General features: G+C 65.9%; 21 protein-coding genes and 1 pseudogene. 12 read left to right on the forward strand and 10 right to left on the reverse strand.

Annotated elements, in window-relative coordinates; genetic code table 11:
- Positions 1-6: 6 nt before the first annotated feature.
- The 8 genes and pseudogenes from F7R19_RS08605 (at position 7) to F7R19_RS30565 (ending at position 10,712) form a co-directional block, all read left to right on the forward strand.
- Positions 7-1,476, forward strand: coding sequence for a PelD GGDEF domain-containing protein (locus F7R19_RS08605; RefSeq protein WP_407648894.1), 1,470 nt, complete (start codon positions 7-9; stop codon positions 1,474-1,476).
- A 3-nt stretch (positions 1,477-1,479) separates the two neighbouring features.
- Positions 1,480-2,466 (forward strand): tetratricopeptide repeat protein, encoded by a 987-nt coding sequence (locus F7R19_RS08610; RefSeq protein WP_061957328.1) that lies wholly within the window; start codon positions 1,480-1,482, stop codon positions 2,464-2,466.
- Positions 2,463-4,049: a GT4 family glycosyltransferase PelF gene (gene pelF / locus F7R19_RS08615; RefSeq protein WP_150979973.1), complete on the forward strand. Its 1,587-nt coding sequence runs from the start codon at positions 2,463-2,465 to the stop codon at positions 4,047-4,049. The genes F7R19_RS08610 and pelF overlap by 4 nt, the downstream gene beginning before the upstream one ends.
- A 1-nt stretch (position 4,050) precedes the next feature.
- Positions 4,051-5,421, forward strand: a complete 1,371-nt coding sequence (gene pelG / locus F7R19_RS08620; RefSeq protein ID WP_150979974.1) for an exopolysaccharide Pel transporter PelG — start codon at positions 4,051-4,053, stop codon at positions 5,419-5,421.
- Positions 5,422-5,967: 546 nt separating this feature from the next.
- The gene (locus F7R19_RS08625; RefSeq protein WP_150979975.1) at positions 5,968-6,669 is read left to right on the forward strand and encodes a response regulator transcription factor; all 702 of its coding nucleotides are present in this window, start codon (positions 5,968-5,970) and stop codon (positions 6,667-6,669) included.
- Positions 6,670-6,736: 67 nt separating this feature from the next.
- Positions 6,737-8,317, forward strand: a complete 1,581-nt coding sequence (locus tag F7R19_RS08630; protein ID WP_223506070.1) for a FecR family protein — start codon at positions 6,737-6,739, stop codon at positions 8,315-8,317.
- Positions 8,292-9,248: pseudogene (locus tag F7R19_RS30560) on the forward strand (CHASE2 domain-containing protein); the annotation flags it as partial. The gene F7R19_RS08630 and the pseudogene F7R19_RS30560, both read left to right, overlap by 26 nt.
- Before the next feature lie 822 nt (positions 9,249-10,070).
- Entirely contained in the window at positions 10,071-10,712 is a 642-nt protein-coding gene (locus F7R19_RS30565; protein ID WP_317851322.1) for a sensor histidine kinase, read from the forward strand.
- Between the two features lie 296 nt (positions 10,713-11,008).
- Here F7R19_RS30565 and F7R19_RS08640 read toward each other — a convergent pair whose 3' ends face one another.
- A complete protein-coding gene (locus F7R19_RS08640; RefSeq protein WP_150979977.1) occupies positions 11,009-11,878 on the reverse strand; it encodes an MlaA family lipoprotein in 870 nt (289 codons plus the stop codon).
- Positions 11,879-11,970: 92 nt separating this feature from the next.
- On the reverse strand, positions 11,971-14,697 hold the full coding sequence (gene hpnN / locus F7R19_RS08645) for a hopanoid transporter HpnN (RefSeq protein ID WP_150979978.1): 2,727 nt from the start codon (positions 14,695-14,697) through the stop codon (positions 11,971-11,973).
- Positions 14,698-14,877: 180 nt separating this feature from the next.
- Between hpnN and F7R19_RS08650 the strand changes: the two genes are divergently transcribed.
- Positions 14,878-15,507, forward strand: coding sequence for an MlaC/ttg2D family ABC transporter substrate-binding protein (locus F7R19_RS08650; RefSeq protein ID WP_150980034.1), 630 nt, complete (start codon positions 14,878-14,880; stop codon positions 15,505-15,507).
- A 124-nt stretch (positions 15,508-15,631) separates the two neighbouring features.
- On the opposite strand, the gene hpnH is transcribed toward F7R19_RS08650, so the two are convergent.
- Positions 15,632-16,798: an adenosyl-hopene transferase HpnH gene (hpnH, locus tag F7R19_RS08655; RefSeq protein ID WP_061959931.1), complete on the reverse strand. Its 1,167-nt coding sequence runs from the start codon at positions 16,796-16,798 to the stop codon at positions 15,632-15,634.
- A 33-nt stretch (positions 16,799-16,831) separates the two neighbouring features.
- Positions 16,832-17,830: a 4-hydroxy-3-methylbut-2-enyl diphosphate reductase gene (gene ispH, locus F7R19_RS08660; protein ID WP_061959930.1), complete on the reverse strand. Its 999-nt coding sequence runs from the start codon at positions 17,828-17,830 to the stop codon at positions 16,832-16,834.
- Positions 17,831-18,067: 237 nt separating this feature from the next.
- Between ispH and hpnA the strand changes: the two genes are divergently transcribed.
- Positions 18,068-19,048 carry a hopanoid-associated sugar epimerase gene (gene hpnA / locus F7R19_RS08665; protein ID WP_409364580.1) on the forward strand — a complete coding sequence of 327 codons (981 nt, stop codon included), beginning with the start codon at positions 18,068-18,070 and terminating at the stop codon, positions 19,046-19,048.
- A 30-nt stretch (positions 19,049-19,078) separates the two neighbouring features.
- Here hpnA and F7R19_RS08670 read toward each other — a convergent pair whose 3' ends face one another.
- From F7R19_RS08670 to F7R19_RS08685, 4 genes are all read right to left on the reverse strand, one after another.
- A complete protein-coding gene (locus tag F7R19_RS08670; RefSeq protein ID WP_170292572.1) occupies positions 19,079-20,224 on the reverse strand; it encodes a glycosyltransferase in 1,146 nt (381 codons plus the stop codon).
- A gap of 6 nt (positions 20,225-20,230) precedes the next feature.
- Positions 20,231-21,229 (reverse strand): ferritin-like domain-containing protein, encoded by a 999-nt coding sequence (locus F7R19_RS08675; protein ID WP_150979980.1) that lies wholly within the window; start codon positions 21,227-21,229, stop codon positions 20,231-20,233.
- A gap of 177 nt (positions 21,230-21,406) precedes the next feature.
- Positions 21,407-21,682, reverse strand: a complete 276-nt coding sequence (locus F7R19_RS08680; protein WP_061959926.1) for a hypothetical protein — start codon at positions 21,680-21,682, stop codon at positions 21,407-21,409.
- Positions 21,683-21,830: 148 nt separating this feature from the next.
- Positions 21,831-22,091, reverse strand: a complete 261-nt coding sequence (locus F7R19_RS08685; RefSeq protein WP_061959925.1) for a hypothetical protein — start codon at positions 22,089-22,091, stop codon at positions 21,831-21,833.
- A 186-nt stretch (positions 22,092-22,277) separates the two neighbouring features.
- Between F7R19_RS08685 and F7R19_RS08690 the strand changes: the two genes are divergently transcribed.
- Positions 22,278-23,402, forward strand: a complete 1,125-nt coding sequence (locus F7R19_RS08690; protein WP_170292573.1) for an AGE family epimerase/isomerase — start codon at positions 22,278-22,280, stop codon at positions 23,400-23,402.
- A gap of 23 nt (positions 23,403-23,425) precedes the next feature.
- Here F7R19_RS08690 and F7R19_RS08695 read toward each other — a convergent pair whose 3' ends face one another.
- A complete protein-coding gene (locus F7R19_RS08695; protein ID WP_061959923.1) occupies positions 23,426-24,283 on the reverse strand; it encodes a LysR family transcriptional regulator in 858 nt (285 codons plus the stop codon).
- Between the two features lie 130 nt (positions 24,284-24,413).
- Between F7R19_RS08695 and mdtD the strand changes: the two genes are divergently transcribed.
- Positions 24,414-25,826, forward strand: coding sequence for a multidrug transporter subunit MdtD (gene mdtD / locus F7R19_RS08700; RefSeq protein ID WP_150979981.1), 1,413 nt, complete (start codon positions 24,414-24,416; stop codon positions 25,824-25,826).
- Positions 25,827-25,856: 30 nt separating this feature from the next.
- On the opposite strand, the gene F7R19_RS08705 is transcribed toward mdtD, so the two are convergent.
- Positions 25,857-26,228 (reverse strand): hypothetical protein, encoded by a 372-nt coding sequence (locus tag F7R19_RS08705; protein ID WP_061959921.1) that lies wholly within the window; start codon positions 26,226-26,228, stop codon positions 25,857-25,859.
- Between the last annotated feature and the right edge of the window lie 21 nt (positions 26,229-26,249).

Below are 26,249 nucleotides of genomic sequence, written 5' to 3' on the forward strand. Positions count from 1 at the left end.
GGACGGGTGACAAGCGTGGCTAAAACCGCGGAAAGAACGCGCCAGGGGCAGGGCATCGGCCTTGGCGGGCGCTATGCGCGCTGGCTGGCGCCCGCGGGAGGCGGGGCCGCAGCCGTGCTGGAGATGATCGTCGTGATGGCGGTGGTGATGGCCGCCGCGTGGCTGGCATTGCCGCAGAATCCTCTGCTGCTGGGCATGGGATTCCCGTGGGCGTGGCTGCTGCCGATGATTCTTGCGCTGCGCTATGGCACGCTGGTCGGTGTCGGCGCGACGCTGATGCTCTTGGGCGGCTGGTTCTTCTTCGACAGCCTCGGCGCGCACGAAGCGTTCCCGCGCATGTTCTTCCTGGGCGGCCTGCTGATGGTACTGGTGGCCGGACAGTTCGGCGACGTGTGGAACACGCGCCTGGCGCGCGCCCGCGCCGTGAACCGCTATCTGGACGAGCGGCTGTCGGCGCTGACCAAGAACCACTATCTGCTGCGGATTTCGCACGCCCGGCTTGAAAACGATCTGCTGGCGCGTCCGACCACGCTGCGCGATACGCTGTCGCAACTGCGCGCCGTGGCCTTGCAGGACACCGCGCGTGGTAACCACGCGCAAGCGCTGGCCGGCGCGCAGCCGATGCTGCAGGTGGTGGCGCAGGCGTGCCAGCTCGAAGGCGCGGCATTGTTCGCGTGCCGCGGCGACGAGATCCTGCCCGAGGCGGTGGCGTCGATCGGCCCGTCCATCGGGCTCGATATCGACGATCCGCTGGTGCGCCATTGCCTGGACACGCGCGAGCTGGCGCATCTGCGCTCGACCGGTCTGCAGCAGGACGCGCAGACGCGCTACGTGGCCGTGGCTCCGGTGCTGGCAGGATCGGACCGCCTGATCGGCGTGCTGGTGGTGGAGCGCATGCCGTTCCTGTCGCTGACCTACGAGAACCTGCAGTTGCTGATGGTGCTGATGGGCTACTACGCCGATGGCGTGGACCACGCGCACGCCACGCACGGCATCCAGGAACTGGCGCCGGCAATTCCGTACGCCTTTGCGCTCGATTATTCGCGTCTGTCGCGCCTGCGTCGCGAAACCGGCATCGAGAGTTCGGTGGTGGCGCTGGTGTTCGATCTGGACGAGGCGCGCGACGCGCTGTTCGAACAGGTGGTGCGCAGCAGCCGGGCGCTCGACGTGGCATGGCCCGCGCGCGGCACACACCAGCGCGCCATGCTGACGCTGATGCCGTTGTCGGACAGCCAGGCGGTATCGGCCTATCTGGTGCGCATCGAGGATATGCTGCGCGCGCAGTTCGGCACCGATTTCGCCAGCGCGCACATCGGCGTCTATTCGCTGGCGGTGCCTGCCGCAGGCGCCGAGGAAGCGCTCGTGCGCCTGTTGCATCGGCTGCATCTGGACGGCGGCAACGCGACCCCCGCCGCGGCGGATGCCGGATCGAACGCTGGCGCAGCACTGGCCGCGGGCCAGACACGGACAGGCTGACGCATGGGCAAGCTGACCATCGGCGGCATTGCCGTCCAGATCGCCGCACTGGCGCTGCTGTTCCGCGGCGGCACGGGGCTGCCGCTGCTGCTGTCGTTCCTGGCATTGCAGGCGCTGGCTGCCGGGCTGCTGGGACTGGCGCTGTGGCGCATGTTGCCGCGGCGCTTTCGCACGCCATTCGGCTGGACTTACACCTACCTGGCCGCCTTCTGTTTTCTGGTGCCGTTCGGCGGCGTGCTGGTGTGCCTGGGCAGCCTGCTGTTCGCAAAGCTGTTCCCGAAGCGGCTCGATGACGCCGGCATTGCGTCGGTGGCGCTGCCCCAGTTCGTCACGCATCTGATCCAGCGCGTGACGCACGGCGGCGGGGCGCGTCTGCGCGCGCAGCTTGGCAACACGCGCGCACCGCTGCCCGAGCGCATGACCGCGCTGGTGGCGATGCAGTCGATGCCGGCCCGCACGGCCAGTCCGGTGCTGCGCGAACTGCTGGCCGACAGCACCGACGACATCCGCCTGCTGGCCTACGGCATGCTCGATGGCGCCGAAAAGCAGCTGACGCAGCAGATCCTGGCCGAACTGCCGCGCCTCGAGGCAGCCGATTCGCCGCAGGCGCGCGGCGAGATCAACAAGCGTCTGGCCGATCTCTATTGGGAACTGATCTACCAGAACCTGGTGCAGGGCGACGTGTACCGCTACACCGCCAGCCAGGTGGAGCGCTACGCCAGCGCCGCGCTGGAGATCGACGACGGCAATGCCGCGCTGTGGTACATGCGCGGGCGCCTGGCGCTGACGCGCAATGCGCCGGCGGAGGCGCGCCAATTCCTGGCCCGTGCCGAAACACTGGGCTTTGCCCGGGAACGCGTGCTGCCGTTGCTGGCGGAAGCCGCCTACCTGGAACGTGACTATGCCGCCGTGCGCAAGCTGATGGCGGCTTTCGACAGCCCGTCGCCGCTCCCGCTGGTGCGGCCTCTGCTGCGGTACTGGCAATCATGAGCGAAATTCTGGTCAAGGGGACGTCCGCCGACGTCATGTTGCTGCTCGAAGGCACGTTCCCGTATGTGAGCGGAGGCGTGTCGAGCTGGGTCAATCAGATGATCCGGGCGTTTCCGGAGATCCGCTTCGGCATCGTCTTCATCGGCAGCCGCAGGCAGGACTACGGCGAGATGGTCTATGCGCTGCCGGACAACGTGGTGCATCTGGAAACCCATTTCCTGTACGACTTTCCGCCGCCGCCGATGGTGCATGGCACCGCCGGCGATGCGCGCGCGTTCGAAAAGACCGACGCGCTGCATGAACTGCTGCGCGAGCCGGGCAAGGAAGCCGAGGCCGGCGAGCTGATCCGCGAACTGATGCCCGCGCTGCGCGAGGGCGGGGCGCTGGCCGAGGACGCGTTCCTCTACAGCAAGCGTGCGTGGGACACCATCACCGACCAGTACCGCAAGTTCTGCACGGACCCGTCCTTCACCGATTATTTCTGGACCATCCGCATCATGCACAAGCCGCTCTGGCAACTGGTGCGCATCGCGGACGGCCTGATCCCGGCCAAGGTCTACCACACCGTTTCCACGGGCTACGCGGGGTTTCTGGGCGCGATGCTGCGGCATCGCAACGGGCGTCCGCTGCTGGTGTCCGAGCACGGCATCTACACCAAGGAACGCAAGATCGACCTGTTCCAGAGCCAGTGGATCCGCGACAACCGGAACATCTTCGAGCGCGATATTTCCCAGATCAGCTATTTCCGCGAACTCTGGGTGCGCTTCTTTGAAACGCTTGGCCGGGTCTGCTACGAGGCTGGCGACGAGATCACAGCGCTGTACGAGGGCAACCGACGCCGCCAGGTGCTGGACGGCGCGCCGGCCGAGCGCACGCGTAATATCCCCAACGGCATCAACCTGCCGCGCCTGTCCGCGCTGCGCGAAAAGCGCGCGCCGGGCGTGCCGCCAGTGCTGTGCCTGATCGGCCGTGTGGTGCCCATCAAGGACATCAAGACGTTCATCCGCGCGATGCTGACCGTGGTGCGCGAATATCCCGATGCCGAAGGCTGGATCGCCGGTCCCGAGGACGAGGATGCGGAATATGCGCGCGAATGCCGCAGCCTGGCGCAAAGCCTCGGGCTGGCGGACAAGGTGAAATTCCTCGGTTTCCAGAAGATCGACGAACTGCTGCCCAAGGTTGGCGTGCTCGTGCTGAGTTCGATTTCCGAAGCGCTGCCGCTGGTGGTGCTGGAAGGCTTCGCCGCCGGCGTGCCCTGCGTGACCACCGACGTGGGGTCGTGCAGCGAACTGGTGTTCGGCCTGCCCGGCGACGACGCTGCGCTGGGCGCCGCGGGCGACGTGGTGCGTATCGCCGATCCGGCCGCGCTGGCGGGGGCCGCGCTCGGGCTGCTGCAGCATCCGGAGCGCTGGCGCGCCGCGCAGGCGGCCGGCATTGCGCGCGTGGAGCGCTACTACACGCAGGAGCAGATGGTCGGCAGCTATCGCGAGCTCTACACCGAATTGATGGAGATGCCGGATAACGCGCGCCGCGAGCGGGGCGCCAGCCCAGCCAGGTGCCCGGTGCACGGGGGAGGACGCTGAGATGGCCGGTATCGGATTCGAACTTCGCAAGATGCTGCGCCGCGACAGCCTGTCCGGCATGCTGAGCGCCTACGCCTATGCCGGCGTGATCAGCTCGGGGCCGTGGATCCTGTCGATCCTCGGCATCCTGCTGATCGGCCTGCTGTCGATTGGCTGGGTGGTGCCCGGCATCCTGATCACGCAGTTCCAGGTGTCGGTGACTTACCTGATCGCGTGCAGCTTGATATTGACCGGGCCGATGCAATTGTCGTTTACGCGCTTCACGTCGGACCGCCTGTTCGAGCGTCGCGCCGACCTGGTGCTGTCCAACTACCACGCGGTGGCGCTGCTGAGCACCGCGCTGGCAGGCGCAATTGGACTGGCTTGTGCGTTCTGGGCTTTTCCGGACCAGTCCGTGCTGTATCGGCTGCTGATGATCGCGGGCTTCGTGATCATGAGCAATATCTGGATCGCGGCGATTTTCCTGTCCGGCATGAAGCAATACAAGGCCATCGTGTGGACGTTCTTCGTCGGCTACACGATCACGGTGCTGGCGGCGCTGGCGCTGCGCTCGCGCGGGCTGGAAGGGCTGCTGGGCGGCTTCGTGGTCGGGCAGTTGTGCCTGCTGGTGGGCATGATCACGTTGATCTATCGCAATTACACAAGCCAGCGCTTCATGTCGTTCGAAGTGTTCCAGAAGCGTTACGCCTATCCAAGCCTGGTGGCGATCGGCCTGTTCTACAACCTTGGCATCTGGCTGGACAAGTTCATGTTCTGGTACGCGCCGTCCACGGGCCAGCCTGTGATCGGCCCGCTCAATGCGTCCATCATTTACGACATCCCGGTATTCCTGGCCTATCTGGCGATCATCCCGGGCATGGCGGTGTTCCTGGTGCGGATCGAGACCGATTTCGTCGAGTACTACGACGCGTTCTACAACGCGGTGCGCGGCGGCAGTTCGCTCGAACACATCGAAGACATGCGCAATACGATGGTGCAGACCATTCGCCTGGGCTTGTACGAGATCGTCAAGGTGCAGGCCATCGCGTCGCTGCTGCTGTTCGTGATCGGCGGCTGGCTGCTGCGGCTGCTTGGCATTTCTGAGCTGTACCTGCCGCTGCTCTATGTGGATGTGATCGGCGCCAGCCTGCAGGTGGTGCTGCTGGGCGTGCTCAATATTTATTTCTATCTCGATCGTCGCCGCGAGGTGCTGATGCTGACCGGCACCTTTGTCGTGCTCAACTTCGCGCTGACGCGCCTGACGCTGTCGCTGGGGCCGGCATGGTACGGCTACGGCTTTGCGGTATCGCTGCTCATCGTGGTGGCACTTGCGCTGTATTTGCTCGATCGCAAACTTGATCGACTTGAATACGAAACTTATATGCTGCAGTAAGCGGTGCGTCCGCATTTGCCCAGAAAAGGAGCTTCGGCTCCTTTTTTGTTGGGCGCATCGGTGGGCTTGCGTCGGAATTGAAAATGTTACGGTGCCGCACGACCACGCTGGCGCATAGTGTCCGCGCTCGTCGATTTTCTCGTTGCGTTGCGATGACGCATGCGGCGGAAATTGCCATGGCGCCCGGCTCGGAAACCTGAAGATCGATTTTCCTTGCAGGCGATGCCCGCAGGACCACCTCGACGCGCTTCGACGCAGCCGCCGACAAGTCGTCGTCGCGCATGAAAATTCTCTAGACGACGGCGGCGATTTCGCGCGTGCGGGGCAGCACCGGACACCGCGCTGCCGGCTCCGATCCGCATCGGTGGGGATGTGCTGTGCGCGACACGAATCCGCTACGCCCGCAACAATATTTCGGCCAATCGGCATGGCCGCAACACCCGAGAGCCGCTAACCCCTCTAATGTAGCCTCGACGTGTCATGGCCCGTTTCGGTAACATGGCGCCGCCGTGCCGGACACAGGCCGAAGTCATCAGAGGGAAGTAGATGAGAATTGCCTCAGTGGAGGACGATGCCGCCCAGGCCGAGCAGATTCGCCAGTTACTCGAAGAGGCCGGATTCACGTGTGCCAGCTTTGCCACCGGATCCGCCTTCCTGCGCGCGTTGCGCGATCAGGCGTTCGACCTGATTCTGATGGACTGGCAACTGCCGGATGTAAGCGGCTATGAACTCGTAAGCTGGGTTCGCCAGCACTCCGGGCGCTTGCCGCCCATTCTGTTTTTGACCAGTCGCGTCGACGAGGCCGATATCGTCGCGGGCCTGACCGTGGGCGCCGACGATTACCTGGCCAAGCCGCTGCGGGCGGCGGAATTCGTGGCGCGTGTGCGCGCGCTGCTGCGTCGCGCCTATCCCGATACCGTGCATGACGATGACCTGATCCGCCAGGGCGACTACGTGGTGGACGCGCGTCGGCGCTGTATCGCCGTGCAGGGCCAGATTGCCGATCTGTCGCCGCGCGAATTCGATCTGGCGCTGTTCCTGTTCCGCAATATCGGCCGGCTGATGTCGCGCGACGTGATCGAACAGGCGGTCTGGGGGCGCGCCATGGAGGCCGGCTCGCGCACGCTGGACACCCATATCTCGCGGCTGCGAATCAAGCTGACATTGCGTCCCGAAAATGGGGTGCGCCTGACGTCGGTGTATTCGCACGGCTACCGCTTCGAAGCCGCGACAATCGCCGATGCGTAGGCGGCAAGCGCGGATCCGCCCTGTGCTGTGCGGCGCAGTGGCTGGAGTGATGTTGCCGGCCGGTGCCATGGCGGCACCAGCCGGCACGCAGGGCAGCGATTTCATCTACGAGGTGGAAGCCGGCGACACGCTGATCGGACTGGCGGCGCGCTATATGACGAGCCCGAACGACTGGCGCCTGTTGCAGGCGCGCAATGCCGTCGCCGATCCGTACCGCCTGAAGCCGGGCAGCCGCATCCGCATGCCCCTGTCACGCATTCCGGTGGTGGCCGCCACCGCGCGCGCGGTATTCGTGCGCGGCCAGGTGTCGGCAGATGGCAAGCCGTTGCGCACGGGCGATGCGCTGCGCGAAACCGCACAGATCCAAACCGGCCCGGACGGCTCCGCCACGCTGGAGTTGCCCGACGGAACGCGCGTCGCGCTGCCCGGCGGCACCCGCATCGAGGTGCGGCGCCTGCGGACCTTCGCACGCAGCGGCCTGACCGACACGGTGATCGGTGTGGAGCGCGGCGCGGCGGAGTCACGCGTCGCGCCCAATGGCAAGGGCGTGGGCCGTTACGAGATCCGCACGCCGCTACTGGTGACCGGGGTGCGCGGTACCCGCTATCGCGTGGCGGTCGATTCCGTCGGAACGCGCAGCGAAGTGATCGAAGGCCGCGTCGATATGGGCGCGCGATCGGGCGAGGCGTCGGTCGGCGCGGGGTTCGGCGTCGGCGTGTCGGCCGGCGGGCGCCTCAGCCAGCCGGTGCCGCTGCTGCCGGCGCCGGTCGTGACAGCGGCGCCCGATCCGGTCATGACGCGCAGCCTGACCGTTCAGTGGCACGCGGTCGACGGGGCGGCCGGTTATCGCGTGGGCGTGGCGCGCGACGCGACGCTGACCGAATGGATCTGGACCGCCGAAGTCGCGGCGCCCGAGGCCGTGATCGACGATCTGTCGGACGGCCGCCTGTTCGTGGCGGTCAATGCGCTGGCCGCCGATCGCCTGACCGGACATGCGGCGGTGCTGCCGATCGCGGTCAAGCGCAATCCACCGGCGCCGTTCTCGCTCGCGCCGCAGCCGGACGCGGTCGCCTATGGTCCCGATGCGATGTTCCGCTGGGCCGCCGTGTCACAGGCGGAGGGCTATGAACTGGCCGTTTCGGCGGATCCGGGCTTTACGCGGCAATCGACCGTGGTGCGCGAAGCGGGCGTCGAGGCGCATCGCGCGCTTGCCGAGGGTCGATGGTGGTGGCGCCTGCGGTCGATCGACGCGCGTGGCGAGCCCGGCCCCTGGGGCGACGCCTCGCCGCTGACCGTGATGCCGGCCGCGCCGCTGCCGGCCGCCAGCGATGACGGCGACGCCTTGCGCGTGCGCTGGCCGGCCGAAGCCGCCGCGCCATCGGGCTACGTCGTGCAAATGAGCCGCGATGCGGCGTTCCAGGACGATGTGGTGACCGTGCGCGCCACGCAAAACGAGATTTCGATGCCGCGCCCGGCGGCGGGCACGTACTTCATTCGCGTCGCGCGCGCCATCGACGCGCAGATGCCGCCGGCGGCCGCTTTCGGCGCGCCTCAGCAGGTAGGTCTGCCGGCCGTGCTGCGCGACGCACGGGGCGGTGTGGTGACGATGGGAACGGCAGGCCATGGCATCGAGACGGACGCGCGGTAGAAGCGCCGCCGCGTTCTTTCATCGGCGCACACGCGTCGAGTGGGCGCTGCTGCTTGTCGCCGTGATTGCCATCACGGCCGCGGTGGCGCGCTTCGACTGGTTTGCGCGCGCCGACCTGGCCGTGCTCGATTTCGCCATCGCCAGCCAGCCGCATCCGGCGCGCGACGATATCGTGCTGGTGACCGTGGACGACGCGAGTATTGGCGCGCTGGGTCGCTGGCCGTGGCGGCGCTCGGTGCTGGCGTCGCTGGTCGACCACATCGCGCCGGACAAGCCGCGCGTGATCGGCATGGACGTGATCCTGTCCGAGCCCGATATCCGCTACCCTGCCGACGACGTGGAATTGGCGCAGGCATTGGCCCGCGCGCGCAACGTGATCCTGCCGGTGGTGGCCGAAGCCGGCCCCACCGGCCTCATGATGCGCGGGCCGCTTGCCAGGCTGCCCGCCTAGGTCGGTCATATCAACATGATCCTCGATGCCGATGGCGCCGCGCGCTCGGTGTTCCTGCGCGAAAGCGATGGCGATGCGCCGCCGGTCTGGCACTTCGCGGCGGCGATGGCCGCCTTCGGCCAGGCGTCGCCGCCGTCGCCGCAATCGTTCCGCCACGAAACCGCTCGCCGCACCGATAGCACCGGCTGGGTCGGCGAAGACCGCCTGCGCATTCCTTATGCCGGGCCGCCGGGCACATTCGCGCGCGTATCGGTGATCGACGTGCTGTCCGGCCAGCTCGGCCCAGGGTACTTCCGCGACAAGTACGTGATCGTCGGCGTGATGGCCACTGGGCTGGGCGATGTGCTGGCCACGCCGGTGTCGCGCAACGGACGCGGCATGAGCGGCATGGAACTGATCGCCAATGTCCTGCAGGCGCTGCGCGATGGCACCGGCATCGTGCGCGTTCCCGAACTGGCAGGCTGGTTTGCCACGCTGCTGCCGGTGCTGCTGGCCGCGCTGGCGGCGTGGATGCTGACGCCGCGCGACGCCTTGATCGCCGTGGCGCTGCTGGTGGCCGCATTGATTGGCGGCAGCGTCATGCTGGTGGGCAGCATGCATCTGTGGTTCGCGCCTGCGGCAGCGGTGTTTGGATGCCTGCTGGTGTATCCGCTCTGGAGCTGGCGTCGCCAGGAAGCGGCGTTGCGCTTTCTGTCCGAAGAACTGGCGCGTCTGGCGCGCGAGCCGGGACTGCTGGCCGTGCCGGCTCGCATCGATCATTCGCTGGATGGACGCATGCAGGCGGTGTACGACATGACCGCGCGGCTGCGCGACATGCGGCGCTTCCTCTCCGACGGGCTCGAAAGCCTGCCCGAGGCCACCGTGATCTGCAATCTCGATGGCGGCATCCTGGTGGCCAACCGCCGGGCCGTCGCACTGGCGCCTGCCGTGCTGCAGGGCATCAACGATCTGCCGCAGCCGGCCGCGCTCGACAACCTGCAGGCGTTCGACGCCTATGGCGGCCTCGAGCGGCCGGGGCTGCCGGACATCATCGAGACCCTGTTTCCGGCGCCCGGCGCGGGCCTGGCCTATTGGGACGCGCTGTGCGACGCGCTCGATGCCGCTGCGCCAGTGACGTCGTCGTCCGATTCGCATGGCGTGGAACTGGCGACCGGGGACGACCGCCGTTATCTGCTGCACGGGGCGCCGCTGCACGGCGAGGCGGGGCGGCCAGCCGGCGTCATCGTCAGCCTGATCGACATCACGGCGGTGCGCCGCGCCGAGCGGCAGCGCGAGCAGACGCTGCATTTTCTGTCGCATGACATGCGGTCGCCGCAGGCGTCGATCCTGGCCCTGATCGATCTGCAGTCGCGCGCCGAACGCACCTTGCCGCAGGCGGAACTGCTCGAGCGGATCGGCGAACATGCGCATCGCACGCTGGCGCTGGCCGACGATTTCATCCGGCTGGCGCAGGCCGAATCCCAGAACCTGGTGTTTGCCGACGCCGATTTGACATCGCTGGTGCTGGACGCCACCGACGAGCTCTGGGCGCTGGCGCGCACGCGCGGGATCGAACTGAAGCTGGAGCTCGATGCGGAAGGCGTCAGGTTGCGGGTCGCGCCGGCGCTGCTGGTGCGCGCCATCGCCAATCTGGTCAGCAATGCCATCAAGTTCAGCCCGCCCGGGGAACCGGTCACGATACGGCTGCACAGGCTGGGGCCTTACATGGCGATCGAGGTGGCCGACCGGGGTCCCGGCATCGCGAAGGACGCGCAGGCGCGGCTGTTCCGGCCGTTCAGCCGTGTGCACGCGCCTGCCAGCAATGCACCGGCCGGCAGCGGCCTGGGACTGGTCTTCGTCAAGACCGTGGCGGAACGCCATGGCGGGCGCGTGATGCTGGACAGCGCGCCAGGCGAGGGCGCAACGTTCTCGATCTGGCTGCCGCTGCGCCATCGCGCGGGCTGACCCGCGCCATCCGTTTTCGCTTCAATACCGTGCCATCGGCGCATCGTCGATCGTCCGCCGGCTAGGCACACATCGCACATGTTGCGCCAGACTGGCGCCATCGCCGTGTCGACACAATTGTTGGCAATCGGTTTTCCGAAAATTGCCTACGATCTGTCGGGCCACGGACACCGCATCCGTGGTCTTCGCGCCCGCGCCGTGCCCCGGTGTGGGCGTGCTTTTTTGTGTTTTTTTGTGATGACCGATGCGTCGCGTCCGAGCGGTCGACGCGCGTGAGGCGATGACCGCCAGCCAGGTTATTTCGTCGTGCCGGGCGCGGGCGCCGGTACAGCCGGTGCCGCGGGCGTGTCGGGCTTGGTCGAGGTGTCCGGGGTCTTTGGTGCGCTGCCGCTCGTGCCGCTGGCGGGCGCCGTATCCTCGTCTTCCTCGTACGACGGCAGCGCATTGCCGCCATCGCCCAGCAGATACTGGCGGCGCTGCATGTAGGCATCCCGCACGAACGCGTATTTGTCGAGCGCCGCTTGCGACAGCAGATCGGTGGCGCCGAGCATGTTGGTGCGCGTATTGAGCACGTTGATGCCGAACATCGAGTTGCGCCAGGCCGGATCGAAATAGTGCGCCGGATCGAGGTAGAAGCTGCCGGCCAGCCCCGCGCCGTCGCGGATCGAGCTCGGCCCGAACAGCGGCAGCACCAGATACGGCCCCGACGGAATGCCCCAGGTGCCGAAGGTGAGCCCCAGATCCTGCGAATGACGCGGGATGCCGGCCGCCGTGGCGATGTCGATCAGGCCGCCAATGCCCAGCACCGTGTTGATCGCCACGCGCATCATGGTCTCGGCCGCATCGACGACCTTGCCTTGCAGCACGTTGTTGGCAAAGTTGCCCACGTCCGAGAAATTGGCAAAGAAATTGGTCACCGCGATACGCGCCGGCTCCGGCGTTACCGCCTTGTAGCCCTTGGCGATCGGCTGGGCGACGTACTGGTCGACCTTGTCGTTGACCGTGAAGACCGCCCGGTTCATCGGCTCGAGCGGATCGGCCGGATTGGCTTCGGGTCCGGTGGCGCAACCGGCTGCGAGGACGGTCAGCGAGGCCAGTGTCAGGGCGACGGCACGACGGGAGCTTTGCGGCGGCGTGCCGCGCAGGGGCGAAATACGGGAGGACATGGCGAGGCGGTCTGGCTTCTGGTTTTTTGTCATGGAGACGGCCTTCCGGGGGAAGACCGCCTGAATGTCGTCTGGTATCGGCGATCGGCGGGCTAGCGTCGCGGCGCGCCGGAATCCGATCCTGCTGATTTATCGGCAGATTGTGCCATGGTCGTAGCCACCGTGAGTGGGGGAAGCGACGGACCGAGCGGTTCGCCGCGCCCGGCCAGCTCGCGCCGGGGGCGTCCCATCAGGATGGGCTGGAAGAAGACCGCGCCGGCCAGCGTGCAGGCCAGCGCCAGCGCCAGCAACTTGCCCATGCTGGCGGTACCCGGATGGTGCGACAGCCACAGGCTGCCGAATGCCGTGGCCGTGGTGGCCGCACTGTACAGCACGGCGTGGGTCAGGCTGGATTGCAGCAGCTTGGTCTTGCCGTGGCGCCAGGCAATCACGTAGTAGATCTTGAATGCCACGCCGATGCCCAGCAGCAGCGGCAGGGCGATGATGTTGGCGAAGTTCAGCGATATTCCGAAGATCACGCACAGTTCCAGCGTGACCAGTCCGGACACCAGCAGCGGAATCAGCGTGCGCAGCACATCGCCGACGCGCCGCAGGGTGATCCACAGCAGGACCGTGATCGACATCACGGCCCAGATGCCCGCGTGGATGAAGGCGGTCATGATGGTGTCGGCCGATCCCTTGATGGCGATCGGGCCACCGGTGGCGTCCGGCTGCACGCGCGCCATCACGGCGACGAACTGGTTCAGCGCGGCTTCCCGCGCGGCGTCGCTGCCCGCGCCGGGCGGCGGCAGTTTCGGGCTGATGTTGACCAGCGCCTGGCCGTTTGGCGCCAGCCAGTCGCGCACCAGTTCAGGCGGCAGGGTTTGTTGCGTCACGGTTTCGGGCTGCAGCGCGCGCTGCAGCGTGCCCAGCGCCAGGCGCAGCGGCAAGGCGATGGCCAGCTCGGCGCGATCGCGCGTGGCAGCGGGCGCATCGGCCAGCTGCTTCAGCGCACGCGACAAATGCTCGGCCGATGCGGCGCCGGGGCCGGGATGATCCTCGGCGGCCAGCGCCAGTTGGCGCGACGCGTTGCGCAGCGAGGCCACGCGCCGCTCGTCGTCAGCCGGCGAGGCGGTCGGCTGCGTCAGCACCGGCATCAGGTTCTTCGCCATGCCGGCAATCGTGGCCAGCTTGGGCGGCTGATCGTCGGGGATAAAGGTCTTCAGCGTGACTACGCGCTCGACTGCCGGCAGTGCCTTGAGCCGCGCGGCGACCGCTTCGGCATCCTTGAGGGTGGGCGCCAGCACCTTGACGTCGTCAGTGCCGGCCTGCGGCGCGTCCTTGAGCGCGAGCAGGGTCGACATCGATTCGGAATGCGGATCCTTCAGATGAAGCGGATCGAAATCGAAACGCAGATGCGGCAGCAGCGGGGCGCCGGCAAACAGCACCGCCAGCACGCCAACCAGCGTCCCCTTGCGATGGCGCTCGAAGAACGAGTCGGCCGGAGCCAGCCAGGCAAAGCCCGGTAGTTCGTTCTCGCCGGGCGGTGCCAGCACGCGGATCAGCGCCGGCAGCATCGTGAAGGTCGTGGCGAAGGCGATGAACATGCCGACGCCGGCAATCTTGCCCAATTCGGCCACGCCGCGGTAATCGGTCGGCAGGAAGCAGAAGAACGCTGCGGCGGTGGCCGCGGCAGCAAGCGTGAGCGGCCCGGCCACGTCGCGCGCGGCCAGCGCCAATGCTTCCTGAAGATCGCCGTGCTCGTGCCGCTCGGCGCGATAGCGCACCCCGAACTGGATGCCGAAGTCCACGCCAAGGCCGACAAACAGCACGGCAAACGCCACCGAGATCATATTCAGCGCGCCCACCATCAGCAGGCCCAGCGCGGCCGTGATGATCAGCCCGGAGATCAGGCTGACCAGCACCGCCGTGATCAGGCGCGCCGAGCGCAGCGCCATCCACAGAATGCCGATCACCACCACCAGCGTCAGCACGCCGTTGAGCACGGCGCCATCGCTGACCGAGGCGAATTCGTCATCGGCCAGCGGCTGCGATCCGGTCAGCCGCACCACGGCGTTGTAGCGTTCGTCGAGTTTCAACTGGGCGGCGGCCGCGCGGATCGCGTCGCTGGCGCCGGCGCCAGCCTTCAGGTCGCTGAAATCGAGTACCGGCGAAAGCGTGACGAAGCTGAATGCGCGGCCGTCCGCATTGGGCTTCAGGCTGCTGTCGACCAGCCCGGCCCAGGACAGCGCCACGGGCTTGTTCGCCAGCACGCCGTCGACGGTGCGGGCCGATTCGCCGAGCAGCTTGTCCATGTCGGACAGCTTGATCTGACCAAGCTGCAGCGGCAGATTGAGCGTGGTGGTCAGCAGATCGGACAGCCCGCGCAGCGTGGGATCGTGCGCCAGATTGTTCAGCAACGGCCGCGCTTGGCCGAGCTTGTCGGCCATGTCGTTGACGCTGGCCGTGTCGGCAAACAGCAGGCCGTTGCGTTCGAAGAAGGGGCCCGCGCCGGGCTGGCCCACTGCGTTGAATCGTTCCGGCTGTTTGCGCAGGGCGTCGGCCAATTCGTTAGCGGCGGCGTCGGCCAGTTCCTTGGCCGGCGCCTGCACCACCGCGAGAATCATCTTGTCGCGTTGGGGAAATGCGGCGCTGATGGCCTGGTCGTTCTTCGCCCATGGCGCATCCGATTCGAGCAGGCGGCCGATATCGGTATTGATGGCGAAATTGCGGGCCACGTAGACGCCGCTGCCAATGGCGAGCAGCAGGCAGATACCGATCACGAGCCAGGCGTGAGCGGTGGAGAATTTGACGGTGCGAACCAGCAGCGGTCTGATCATGAGTCCTGTTTTTTCTACGTCCGGCTGCGATACGGTGGCAATGGGGCGCCGGGCGGCACCGGGGAGTATAGCGGTTGGCGCACCACGCGCCGCACCGGCCATGTGGCGCGGCGGTTTGCTGAACCGCTATATACTGGGTCGACTGGCCTAACGGTCGATTATCAAGCGCATCAAACAGTTATGAAACGTTCCGGAATCTTTCCCGCCGCCATCATCGCGCCGATCGCTGCAGTGGCAGTTTTTTCATCCGCGCATGCGCAGGTTGCCACCAGCGCCGCACCGGACAAACTGGTGCAATCGGCAGTCGAAGGCGTGATCACCAAGATCAAGACCGACCCTGAAACGCGTGCCGGCGATCTTGCAAAAATTACCGCTGTCGTCCAGCGCGAATTCCTGCCCTATACCGACTTCGGCCGTACTACCCGGCTGGCCGTGGGCAGCGCATGGAAGCAGGCCACCCCGGAGCAGCAAAAAACGCTCCAGGAGCAATTCACGGCATTGCTGGTGCGTAGCTACGCCGTATCGTTGTCTCAATTGCGCGAGCAAAGTCCAAAGTTCACGTACAAACCTGCCAAGGCTGGCAGCAATGCCAACGACGTGGTGGTTGCCACGCGCGTGATGAACAACGGCGACGAGATGCTGATCGACTACCGTCTGCAGCGTGGCAGCGACGGCTGGAAAATCTACGACATCAATATGATGGGCGCGTGGCTGATCGAGGTGTATCGCAAGCAATTCGCCGATATCGTCGCGCGCGACGGCGTCGATGGGCTGGTGAAGTACCTCACCAATCACAACGCGCGCGCCTGAGGCCAGGCGGCAGCGCGGTCTTCGAACCGCTTGCGTCCCAGGCAAACAAAAATGGCGTCGGTTGCTCCGACGCCATTTCTCATTGGGCCGGCTCAAAGGCGGGCCCGCTGCGGCAGTGCGCGTGTCAGTGCACCTGGGCCGCCTGTACGGCCTCGGCGCGGCTACCCTGGGCCTTCTTCAGGTTGCCGATCTCGGCCAGCTTGATTTCGACATGGCGCGAGAACACGTACTCGGCCGGGCGCTGGTTTTCCAGCGACAGGTCCGGCGCCATCGGGCCGTCCGTCTTCACGCCGCGCAGGCTCACGCCGAGCGCCTTCAGCGGGTGCGAGAAGGTGTCCGCCACGGCGGTCGCCTCGAAGCCGCTGTGGACCATGCAGTCGGCGCATTTTTCGTAATTGCCGACGCCGTAGGCGTCCCAGTCGGTATCTTCCATCAGTTCCTTGAAGGTCTTCACGTAGCCTTCGCCAACCAGGTAGCACGGACGCTGCCAGCCGAACACGGTGCGCGCGGGGTTGCCCCACGGCGTGCACTTGTAGGTCTGGTTGCCGGCCAGGAAGTCCAGGAACATCGTCGACTGGCTGAATGCCCACTTCTTGCCGGCATTGCCACGCGACAGGATGTCGCGGAACAACTGCTTGGTCTTGTTGCGGTTCAGGAAGTGCTGCTGGTCAGGCGCGCGCTCGTAAGCGTAGCCCGGCGACACCGTGATGCCGTCCACGCCCATCGCCTTGACCGAGTCAAAGAACTTGGCCACGCGGTCCGGCTTGGCATCGTTGAACAGCGTGCAGTTGATATTGACGCGGAAGCCACGGTCCTTGGCCATGCGGATCGCTTCGACGCAGCGGTCGTAGACGCCTTCCTGGTTGACCGAGTGATCGTGCATTTCGCGATCGCCGTCCAAATGGATCGACCACACGAAATACGGGCTCGGCTTGTACTGGTCGATCTTCTTTTCCAGCAGCAGGGCGTTGGTGCACAGGTAGACGAAACGCTTGCGCGCGATGATGCCGCGCACGATTTCCGGCATGTCCTTGTGCAGCAGTGGTTCGCCGCCGGCGATGGACACTACGGGCGCGCCGCATTCGTCCACGGCTTCCAGGCATTCCTGCACCGACAGGCGCTGGTTCAGGATGGGATCCGGATAGTCGATCTTGCCGCAGCCCGAACATGCCAGGTTGCAGCGGAACAGGGGCTCGAGCATCAGGGCGAGCGGATAACGCTTTTGTCCGGACAGATGCTTGCGTGCGATATAGGCGCCTACGCGGGCGACCTGCAGAAACGGAATGGCCAAGGGGGTACTTCCTGTTAGGTTCAGCTTTGCGCGTCAGCCCGCCACAGAGTGGGCGGCATGCTGGGCGTTACTGATATCGGTTGTGGTCCTGGCCCCTGGGGCCAGCGCTGCATCGGCCAGTTCAGCCGGCAGGCGGAATTCGGCATGTTCCTCGATCCCTTCCATGGTCGAGACTTCGACCGGACCGAGGCGGCGCAAGGCCGCAATGACGTCTTCCACCATGTTCTCGGGCGCCGAGGCACCCGCGGTAATTCCTACGACACCTGCGTGGCGGACCCACGCGGGATCGAGCTCGCTGCCATCGGCGATCAGGTAACTCGGTACGCCGCTTTCCGTACCGATTTCACGCAGCCGGTTCGAATTCGAACTGTTGGTGGCGCCGATCACGAGAATGACATCCACGCGCGCGGCTAATTCCCGCACTGCGCTCTGCCGATTTTGCGTAGCGTAGCAAATATCGCGTGTATTCGGCCCGACCAGATTGGTGAATCGGCGGCCGAGCGCCGCAATGATATTACGGGTGTCGTCCACGGACAACGTGGTCTGGGTGATATATGCGACTGGCGCATCGGGCGGCAGGTCCACGCTGGCGGCCTCGGCCTCGTTCTGCACGAGAATCACCTTGCCCGGAATCTGCCCCATCGTACCTTCCACCTCGGGATGGCCGGCGTGACCGATCAGGATCACATGGCGGCCGGCGGCCGCATACTGGCGGCCCTGGTTATGGACCTTGATCACCAGCGGGCAAGTGGCATCGATGGCGTGCAGCTCGCGCCGCTGCGCCTCGGCGACCACATCGCGGGAGACTCCATGCGCGCTGAAGATGGTGACGGCGTCGCCGGGCACCTCGTCAAGTTCCTCGACAAAGCGTGCCCCTTTCTTGCGCAGGCCATCCACCACATGTTTGTTGTGTACGATCTCGTGCCTGACATAGACGGGTGCGCCATGTTTGATCAGTGCGCGGTCCACGATTTCGATGGCCCTGACCACGCCGGCGCAAAACCCTCTTGGCTGAGCAAGTATTACCTGCATGGAATCGGCCCCCCGACCCGCTTGTGAAGATTTGAAGACATCTTGATTTTGGTATTCCGGCATCACTTTTCCGGCTCACGGTGGTTACTATATACCGGGTCGGAATTTCATGTTCGCGCGTTGGTTACTGCCAACAGGGTCTTTCCGGTGAAAATGCGCGTTACGCGCCCCGGCATTTCCGCTATTAGCGCCTAATTCGCACCTAACGCCTACAGGGGATTTGAAATTAACAATTGCATTCTCGTGACAGGAGCCTCCGGCTTTCTGGGTTCTTCGGTCATGCGCCAGGCGCTCGAGCGCGGGTTCCAGGTGCGCGTGGTGGTGCGTCCCACCAGCCCGCGCGCCAATCTGGCCGGGTTGCCAGTGGAAATCGTCGAGGGAGATATGCGCGACGCCGCGTCGATGGCCCGCGCCATGGCTGGCGTCCGTTATCTGTTTCATGTGGCGGCCGATTATCGGCTGTGGGCGCCGGACCCCGAGGAGATCGTGCGCGCCAACGTCGAAGGCACGGTGACGACCATGACCGCCGCGCGCAACGCCGGCGTGGAGCGGATTATCTACACCAGCAGCGTGGCGACGCTGCGCGTAGCTGGCGCCACGGCGCCGGTCGACGAGACCGCGGCGATGGCCGGCCACGAAGCGATCGGCGCATACAAGCGCAGCAAGGTGCTGGCCGAGCGTGAAGTGGAGCGCATGGTCGGGGAGGGCCTGCCGGCCGTGATCGTGAATCCTTCCACGCCGATCGGTCCGCGCGACGTGCGCCCCACGCCGACCGGACGCATCATCGTGGAGGCCGCCACCGGCAAGATTCCGGCTTTCGTCGATACCGGTCTGAACCTCGCGCACGTCGACGACGTGGCGAACGGTCATTTCCTCGCGCTGGACAAGGGCCGCATCGGCGAGCGCTATATCCTCGGCGGCCAGGACGTACTGTTGCGCCAGATGCTGGCCGATATCGCCGGCATGGCCGGCCGCAAGGCGCCGACCGTGGAACTGCCGCGCTGGCCGCTTTACCCGATCGCCCGGGTGGCCGAGACCGTGGCGCGTTTTACCGGAAAGGAGCCGTTCGTGACCGTTGACGGCCTGAAGATGTCGCAATACCGGATGTTCTTCACGTCGGCCAAGGCCATGCGGGAACTGGGCTACGCGCCGCGCCCCTATCAGGAAGGACTGCGCGACGCGCTGAACTGGTTCCGCGAGAACGGGTACCTCAAGTGAAGCGGCGCCGGAGCCTGCCGGCGTGCGCACTCAGGACCGCACCGGGGCCTGCGCGCGCCCCTTCCACTGTCCGCCGCGCCGCAGATAGTAGCGGCGCGCGGAATCGAGCGTCGCACCAAGGTAGAACAGCGCCGTGATCGGCAACAACGGCGCCAGCCACGCCGGCTGACGGTATTCGCGCAGCATCGGCCGGTAACTGATGGCCATCAGGATCCACGCCAGCCACGCCGGCCAGAGCGCAGCGCCGCCCACTAGTGCCAGCACGGGCGGGGCGAGATAGGTCAGAACCATGCCCAGCGTGGCGCCGGTCAGCAGCCACGGCGAGTAATGCAACTGGGTATAGGCGCTGCGCGCAATCATGTTCCACAGGCTCTGCCAGTCGTCATACGGGCGCAGCGAGAGGCTGTCGTCGGCCAGATCGAGGCGGATCGAGCCGCCGGCCTTGATCTTCGCGGCCAGGCTGCAATCGTCGATCAACTCACCGCGAATGGCTGCGAATCCGCCGATGCGCGCCAGTGCTGAGCGCCTGGCCAGCATGCATCCGCCCGCCGCACCGGCGACCTTGCTGCGTGGGTCCGCCACGCGCGCAAATGGGTACAGTTTGGCGAAATAGAACACAAAAGCCGGCACGATCATGCGTTCCCAGGCCGATTCGCAGCGTAGCCGCACCATCAGCGACGTGAGGTCGCGTTGCTCCTGCTCGGCACGCGCAACCAGATCGGCAACCGTTTGCGGGCCGTGCCAGATATCGGCATCGGTCAAGAACACGAAGGCCGCGTCCGGCATCTCGATATCGGCGGCGGCCAGGCCTTCGGACTGCGCCCACACCTTGCCGCTCCAACCCGCTGGCAGATCGCGTGCGGCGATCACGGTCAGGGCGTCGGCCTTGCCGATCGATGCAGCGGCCGCGCGCGCGATATCGGCGGTGCCATCGCTGCTGTGATCGTCCACCACAACGAGATGCAGCGGGCCGGCGTACTGCTGGCTCAACACGCCGGTCACCGCGCGGGCGATCACGTCGGCCTCGTTGCGGGCCGGAATCACGCCGACCACGGGTGGCCATTGCGCCGGCGGCGCGGACGGCGCAGGCTTGCGCACACGCCAGAAGCCGGCGCGCGCAAACACCAGCACGCACCAGACCACGAGGGTCAGCAGGGACAATCCAAAAAGCAGCATTGCAATTTACTTGACGAAGCGTCGGACAAGGCGGGCCAGGGCGGGCACCGTGGTCGGCCGTACAAGGCGCGCATCATACCCCGCCATGCGCCGCTCGTTCTCGGCCAGGCAAAGGTCGATCATTGACCCGGCGGAAAGCGTCTGCCCGAGCGATCCGGCGGCGTTCATCGGGAAGTTGGCATCCTGCGCGGCGCCGTCCGCCTTCACGTCGATGCCCTTGGCCAGGCCGATGCGCTCGCGAATCAGAAAAAGCCATACCCGCGCCACCTTCAGCGCAAAGGCCGGCCGGCGCCACCACGGCAGACTGGCCCGATACCACGCCACCCAGTTGGCAAAGAACAGGATGTGCCGGCCCTCTTCCTGGATCACAGGTTCGAAGGTTTCCACCAGTTCGGCCGGGAAAAAGCCTGAATCCTTGGCCGCGGCGAACAGGCCGAACGCGGCAAAGCTGTCGATGCATTCGCTGTAGCCGGTCACGAGCCAGCCCCATTCGGCGTCGGCCGGCGGCAGATATTCCGGTTCGGGCGCCAGTTCGATGCCGTACGCCTGCACCAGCTTGGACAGCACGACCTTGTGGCGCGCTTCCTCGTCGGCGTCCATTTGCAGCGCGCTGCGCAGCAGGGCATCGCGCTGGCGCGCGGCAAAGCTGTGCACCCGCACCGATGCGCGCCCCTCCGTCTGCACGGCGATATCCCAGATCGGCAGCGACGTCACGCGCTTGAGAGCATCGGCGGACAATGGCGGCCAGTCGATGACCGAAGGCTTGTAGGGATTGTGGGTCTGCAGCAGCATGTTGCAGTACATGCGCAGATGCTCGGGCGAGCCAATGCGCACCGGACCATCGAGCGGGTCCGTCCAGTTGCGCATGGCGTGATCGGCTTGCTCGACGGCAGTCTGCGCGACGATCGCGGCCACTGCGGCGGCACGGGTTTCACTGGATTCAGCGATCGACTGGGCGCGGGGCAGCGGGTCCACCGCACCATCGATTTCGAATGTTCTTTTCATCAGTGCTCCGGGCAGGGGATTGCGGCAGCCATTGTATCCAGCCCGGGAAATTGGTGCAGCTTGGGTGAAGGGAAAGACAGTTCAGCGAACCGACTGGCGTGCAAAACGACATCGGCGAGCTGTCAGGCTCGCCGATGTCGCCCGCTTGCGGATCGCGGGTTCTGGAATGGGATGCGGCTAGCGCGCGCGATGTTCGTGGGTCGGGCGGGCAGTTTGCCGCTGCCAGTGCTGGCCGATGTCGGGAAAGACGTCGCATTCGCCACGGACGATATTCTCGATCGTCGCGCAGATCCCCTCGGTGCCGCGCGGGCCCACACATACCAGGCTGCGCGGATGGTCCGAATGGGCCGGGATGGCATAGACGCGCATGCCCTCGCGGTAGAGGGGATGTTTGGTCAGCCGCTCGTTAAGGATTTCGACAAAGCGGCTGGGGCTTACCGTCGGCTTGTCCATTACGCTCTCCTCGCGGGATGCCGAAAAACGCTCCCGCGTCCGTACAACGTACGGCGCAGGCGCGGGCGGATCAAGAGGTGAATGGGCGATTCAAGCGCTCATTGGGCCTCTTCGTCACGCAATGTCACGGAACACCTCTGCATTGCGTCTAGTGAGGCCTTTGCGGGGGGATCATTTCATCGGCATTGCGCGGACCGTCCAGCATGCCGTTGCCGGCCGCCCAGCAGGCCGCTTCGGCTTCCGCATGCGAGGCGTAGTCGGAATGCGCTTCGATGGTGCTGTCGCAATCGGCGCCACCGCATTTTTCTTCGACCACGATGCGCCAGGTATAGCGCCCTGGAGGATCCTCCAGGACATGCATCACCAGCGTGCGGCGATGATCGGTCAGTGACAGGGGGTGAGTGGACATGGCGGAACTCCTGAAGACGGGCCGCGGCGGGGCAGGCGGACTTTCAACATAGCACCGGCTCGCCGTATTGCCAGCGCGAAATGATGCGGTGCGGCGTGAACGGCCTTTGCATGGCGCAAGCGGCCTGCTATCGTGTCTGCCTTCCGATTTCCGGGTCGACCTTGCGGCCCTCGCCCCCTGATTGACATGCTTGTTTCGTCCACTCTCATCGACCGGATCTCGGCGCTCCGGGCGCATTTCGACACGGTAGTGACGCCAGCCTGGACCGGCGCGGGCTGGAACGGGACGATGCAACTGGCGCACGAGGCGCTCGATGGCGCCAGCGGCGCGCCGCTGCCCGACAAGCGCTATCGCACCATGGCCTGCGCGCGGCAGCTCTACGTATTCGCCGCGATCGGCAATATCGAGCACGCCAACCGGCTCTTTGCTTCGCTCAACACGCACTTTGGCGATGGCGCGGGCGGCTGGTGCTACAGCATCGATGCGCAAGGCGCGCCGCTCGATCGCACGCGCGATCTCTATACCTATGCGTTCGTGGTCTTCGCCTGTGCGCACTACTATCGCGCTGGCCGCAACCCCGAGGCGCTTCAGACATTGCGACGCACGGTGGACGTGATAGAAGGGCGCTTTGCCAGCGGCAGCGGCCTGTACCACGCAGCGCTGGCCGAGGATTTTGCCGACAACGGCGCCGGCGCGTTGCAGAACCCGCTGATGCACCTGACCGAAGCGTATCTCGCGGCGCTGGAGGCAACGGCCGACAGCTGGTTTGCCGATCGCCTGCGCGCGCTTGCCGACGCCATCTGCGGCGCCTTTGTCGATCCCGCCGATGGTTGCGTGGCGGAGCTGCCGCAGGGTTCGGCAGGTAATCGTATCGAGCCGGGGCACCAGTTCGAATGGTTTTCGCTGGTGATGACTTCGCCGTCGCTGTTTGCCGACACGACGCTAGCCGCATCGTTGCCGCGTGCCTTCGACTTTGCGCGCCGCCACGGCGTGGCGGATGACACGCTCGGCGTATGCGCGGCGCTGGACGGGCAGGGCAACATCACGGACCCGATCGAGCGCATCTGGGCGCAAACGGAATTTGCGCGCGCGCTGACCATCAAGGCCACGCTCGACGCCGATCCCGCAGCATCGCTGGCCGAACTCGAACGCTGGTGTGATCGATTCCGCGAACGGTTCCTCCACGCCAGGGGCTGGCACGAATGCCTGGCGCCCAATGGGGATGTCGTCCGCGCCGAAATGCCGTCGACCACGCCATATCACCTGCTGACGGCCTGGCAGGCAATCGGCACGCTGATCCCGAGGTCCTGAAGCACGCGGTGCGCGCTGCGAGCCTAATCGACGCGCGGCGAGCGCAGATCGCTCTTGCGGATCAGTTGCAGCAGCGTTTCGGCAGGCCTCGATAGCCGGCGCGACGCCAGCGTGATGAATTCCACCTCGGGCAGTGCCGGCAGCGCGTGGAAATTGATCGGCGCAACCAGGCCGCCGCCGGTCAGGTTCTGCGCGCGCACCGTAATGCCCAGGCCGCCGCGCGCCGCGGCGATGCAGCCAGAGTGGCTGCTGCTGGTACACACCATATGCCAGCGCCATCCCGCCGAGGCCAGTGTGTCGAGCACCACCGAGCGCGTCACGCTGGGTTCGTTCACCAGGATCAGCGGCAGTGGCTGGTCAACGTCCACCACGGTGCCGGGACGCGCCAGCCATTCCAGTTGACCGCGAAACAACGGCACGCCGCGCCGTTCTCCCTCGCGGCGCTTGCCGACGATCAGGTCCAGCGTACCGGCGTCGATCCATTCGTACAGCTTGCTGGTCATGCCGATGTTGATTTCGAGTTCCACATCGGGATGACTGGCGCGGAACGCCGCCAGCACGTTGGGCAGCGGACCCTGCGCCAGATCCTCCGAACATCCGAGCCGCACGCGCCCCTGAAGCCGCGGTCCGCTGAATTGCGATTCGGCGCGCGCCAGCGTTTCCAGGATCAGCCGCGCGTGCACCAGCAATGCCTCGCCATCCGGCGTCAGTGCCAGCGAATGCGTATCGCGCACGAACAGGCGCCGGTTGACGCTTTGTTCGAGCCGGCGGATATGGTCGCTGACCGAAGATTGCGACAGGCCAAGCTGGCGGCCGGCGTCGGTAAAGCTGCGCGCGGTGGCCACGGTGGCGAAGGTCTGGATCCAGACAGGATTGAGCATCGCCGCATTGTCATCGGAATTTCCGATAACAGTCAATAAACTCAGAGGGGTTCCCGATGGGGTGGTCGGTCGATACCATGGATGCCGTTGTTGGGGTTTCCCCCGACAGGCGTCTCCTTCAAGAACTTTCATGCAAACCGCTTCAGCCCCCGCCAGCCAGCAGGCTTTTTCCCAGAAGGCCATGCTGTGGATCGTCTTCGCCGGTTTTTTCATGCAGACGCTGGACACCACGATCGTCAACACCGCGCTGCCCTCGATGGCGCACAGCCTGGGCGAACGGCCGCTCGATCTGAAACCGGTGGTGGTGGCGTACACGCTGACCATGGCGATGCTGACGCCCGCATCGGGCTGGCTGGCGGACAAGTTCGGCACGCGCCGCGTGTACTTCTGCGCCATCCTGATCTTCGTGCTGGGCTCGGTGTTCTGCGCCACCGCGCACACGCTGACGCAACTGGTGATCGCGCGCGTGCTGCAGGGCGTTGGCGGATCGATGCTGCTGCCGATCGGGCGGCTGGCCGTATTGCGCAATATCCCGGGCGAGCAATACATCGCGGCGCTGGCGTTCGTGTCGGTGGCCGGGCAGGTGGGCCCGATCTTCGGTCCCGTGCTGGGCGGATGGCTCGTGCAGAGCGCGTCGTGGCACTGGATTTTCCTGATCAACGTGCCGGTCGGGCTGTTCGGCCTGTTTGCCGTGCGGCGCTATCTGCCGCAAGGCGAAACTGGCGCGGCGCCGCCTTTCGACTGGATCGGCTGTGGCCTGCTTTCGCTGTGCATGGTCACGTTTTCGCTGGCGCTGGAAAACGGTGCGCATAGCCCGTGGAGTGCGTTGCTGGCTGCAGTCAGCCTTGCCAGTGCGCTGCTCTACATTCCGCATGCGCGCCGCCATCGCACGCCGCTTTTCCGTCTGGCGCTGTTCCGCGAGCCCAACTTCAGCATCGGTCTGGTCGGCAATCTGGTTTGCCGGATCGGCTCAGGCGCAGTGCCGTTTCTGTTGCCGCTGCTGTTTCAGCTGCAACTGGGCTACTCGCCATTCCATTCCGGCCTGATGCTGTTGCCGGTGGCAATCGCCGGCACCATTTCCAAGCGCTGGATCGTGCCGCTGGTCAACCGCTTCGGCTACGACACTTTCCTGATGGTCAACACGGTGATCGTTGGCGCGTCGATCGCGTCGTTTGCAGCGATGTCGCCGGGCTGGCCGCTGGTCTTGTCGATCCTGCAACTGGCCACGTTCGGCGCGGCCAACTCGATGCAGTTTGCCGCCATGAACAGCGTGACGCTCAAGGGGTTGTCACGCGAGGACGCCGGCAGCGGCAACAGCCTGTTCTCGATGGTGCAGATGCTGGCGATTGGACTGGGCGTGACCATCGGCGGCGGACTGGTCAGCCTGTTTTCCGCGAAGCTCGGCGTGGCCGCGCCGGCGTTCCGGCTTGCGTTCCTCAGCGTCGGCGTGATCACGCTGCTGTCGGCGCTGGTGTTCCGCCGCCTCGATGCCGACCTGATCAACCCGAAAAGCGTGAAGCGCGCGACCGCGCAGGCGCGCTAGGCTCAAAACGCGGCGGCCGCGCTATTCCCGCTATTCCTCGACGCCGTTTTCGCGCAGCATCCGCTCGCATTCGTCGAGCATGTCGTGCGCGAAGGCCGATTGATAGTTGGGATCGAGCGCCTCCATCATCTCGTGCGATGCATAGAGCCCGGCCTCGCGTGACAGCGTGGCCGCCAGTTGCCGCGCCAGCTGGTCGCTAAGATCGGACAGCAGCCGCCGTTCCGACAAGGCAAGCTGCAACTTCGAACGCGACAGCCAGTTGCCGGCCAGCGTGGCGCCCTGCGATTCGGTCATCCACTGCCCGTGTTCATAAAACGCCGACAGGCGCTCGGCCGTCAGCGCAAACATCAGCGCCTTGCGGGTGTTGAAGTCGATGCGGGGCGGCGGCGAAGCGGGAATCATGAGCGAAGGTTCTCCAGGGCG

Source organism: Cupriavidus pauculus (genome assembly GCF_008801835.1).
In the GTDB taxonomy this organism is placed as follows: Bacteria; Pseudomonadota; Gammaproteobacteria; order Burkholderiales; family Burkholderiaceae; genus Cupriavidus; species Cupriavidus pauculus.